Annotated in this window: 1 protein-coding gene; it reads left to right on the top strand. The window is 48.5% G+C overall.

Annotated elements, in window-relative coordinates:
- Nucleotides 1–151: 151 nt before the first annotated feature.
- The gene (locus FPZ49_RS35095; protein WP_144855368.1) at nt 152–1504 is read left to right on the top strand and encodes an IS4 family transposase; all 1353 of its coding nucleotides are present in this window, start codon (nt 152–154) and stop codon (nt 1502–1504) included.
- Nucleotides 1505–1506: the final 2 nt, after the last annotated feature.

Below are 1506 nucleotides of genomic sequence, written 5' to 3'. Positions count from 1 at the left end.
ACTCAACTTTCGCAGCTACAAATTAGCTTAAACGCCCTACGGCTGTAAGGACGGAGCGCATTTTTTCCTTCTCTTGACAAAAAAACACCTTCTTTGTTTGGTATCATGGAAGTGTCCAGCAACCATACAAACAAAGAAAGGTGTGTAATCCATGGTACACCATCGTTCCCTGTCTGACCAGTCTCATTTTTCGTCTGTTTTCACTTCCTTGAAAATCGGTAAACTGCTTCGTGATGTCGGGATTCGAAAGTCGTTTGGTCTCTCTGCGCTTGCTGTCTTTCAATTGCTTTTCTCGCTTGCTTTTGAGGGTAAGAATTGGTTTCGACTGCTGGAGAGCAACCGCAGCGCTTCATTGCCAGGCAAAGATGTGGTCTACCGTTTCTTGAATCATCCAGGCTTTGCATGGCGAGCTTTTCTTCATTCGCTTAGTCTGACGGTGGTTCGGCAGTTTGCCGCGCTTACCTCAGCCAAGCGTGTAAAAGTGTTCATCATCGACGACTCCACCATGCAACGCAATCGCAGTAAAAAGGCAGAACTGCTTGCCAGAGTGTTCGACCATACAACAGGCCGATTTACCAAAGGATACACCCTGCTCACGCTTGGCTGGTCCGACGGATTCAGCTTTGCTCCGATCGACTTTGTCATGCTCTCATCAGCTAAGCTTGTGAATCGCCTAAACGAGATGGCGACAACGATCACGAAGCGATGCCATGGATACAAACGACGCGTCGAGGCACTTACGCGTAAGCCTGACGCTGCCCTCGGTTTGATTCGGCGCGCGCTGCGAGCCGGCTTCCATGCGGATTACGTGCTAATAGACAGTTGGTTTACTCAGATGCCACTCATTCGAGGTCTATCGGCTGAAGGACTCGCCACGATTGGGCTGGTCAAGGAAATGAAACAGCGCTACGTGTACGAAGGACAACGTCTGACGCTGAGTGAACTTTACCGGATCCTGCCTAAGAACAAGCGGACTTCCGTTTGGAGTTCTATCGTTGTCCAGACTTCATGCGGCATGCTTGTTCGACTCGTCTTTGTTCAAAACCGTAATAAGCGGCGCGAATGGCTGGCTGTTCTCAGCACAGATCTTGCTTTAGAACCAAATGAGATTGTCCGCATTTATGGCATGCGGTGGAGCATTGAGACATTCTTTAAAGTAACCAAAAGCTATTTGAAACTAGGAACCGAGTTTCAAGGCCGTTCCTTTGATATGCTGATCAGCCATACGACCGTCGTGTTTAGCCGTTACTTGGTGATGGAATTTGAGCGACGGCAAACCGGAGATACACGTACGCTTGGCGGGCTGTTTTTCTTGTATGCGGATGAAGTTCGTGACCTTGACTACCAGACCGCCCTACAACAACTTATGTCCTTATTTTTGAATATGGCAGGGGCAATGAGCAAACGCAGCAAACAAACGGTGTTGTGTCAATTCCAGCAATGGCTGGCCGATTTGCCCTTGTACATCAAGGGTTTGTTCGGTAATTTAAGCTGCGAAAGTTGAGT

This window comes from Paenibacillus cremeus, from assembly GCF_007786445.1.
GTDB classification, from domain to species: Bacteria; Bacillota; Bacilli; order Paenibacillales; family NBRC-103111; genus Paenibacillus_G; species Paenibacillus_G cremeus.
Note: the sequence above shows the minus strand (reverse complement) of the source record. Positions and strands in the feature narration are given on the sequence as shown.

Excerpts from the sequence above, each read along its gene's own strand:
- FPZ49_RS35095 (WP_144855368.1), top strand. The coding sequence starts at position 152 with ATGGTACACCATCGTTCCCTGTCTGACCAGTCTCATTTTTCGTCTGTT.